Raw genomic sequence first — 511 nt, forward strand, 5'->3', positions numbered from 1 at the left:
AGTCACGTTTGAGATATTTGCTCTTTAACAATCCGGAACAAGCTGAAAATTGAAACGACATGTCGTTTTCATTCTCCGTAATAAGAATGAAGTCAACGATATGTTCGAGTCTCTCAAATGCTTGCAGCTGACAACCGTCTTTCGGGACGCTTGTGGGTTGTGAGGTTAAGTGACTAAGCGTACACGGTGGATGCCCTGGCAGTCAGAGGCGATGAAGGGCGTGCTAATCTGCGATAAGCGTCGGTAAGGTGATATGAACCGCAACAACCGACGATACCCGAATGGGGAAACCCGGTGCACATGTGCATCATTGCAGCATGAATACATAGTGCTGCAAGGCGAACCTGGGGAACTGAAACATCTAAGTACCCAGAGGAAAAGAAATCAACCGAGATTCCCCCAGTAGCGGCGAGCGAACGGGGAACAGCCCGGAACCATCATCAGTTTGTGTGTCAGTGGAAGCGTCTGGAAAGTCGCAGGGTACAGGGTGATACTCCCGTACACAAAGGCA

The 511-nt window shown here is 49.5% G+C and carries 1 rRNA gene; it reads left to right on the forward strand.

The window, feature by feature from the left end:
- Positions 1–163 precede the first annotated feature (163 nt).
- Positions 164–511 (forward strand): 23S ribosomal RNA (locus tag AB3U87_RS22020); the annotation flags it as partial.

The sequence above is a fragment of the Erwinia plantamica genome (assembly GCF_043420595.1).
GTDB lineage: Bacteria > Pseudomonadota > Gammaproteobacteria > Enterobacterales > Enterobacteriaceae > Erwinia > Erwinia aeris.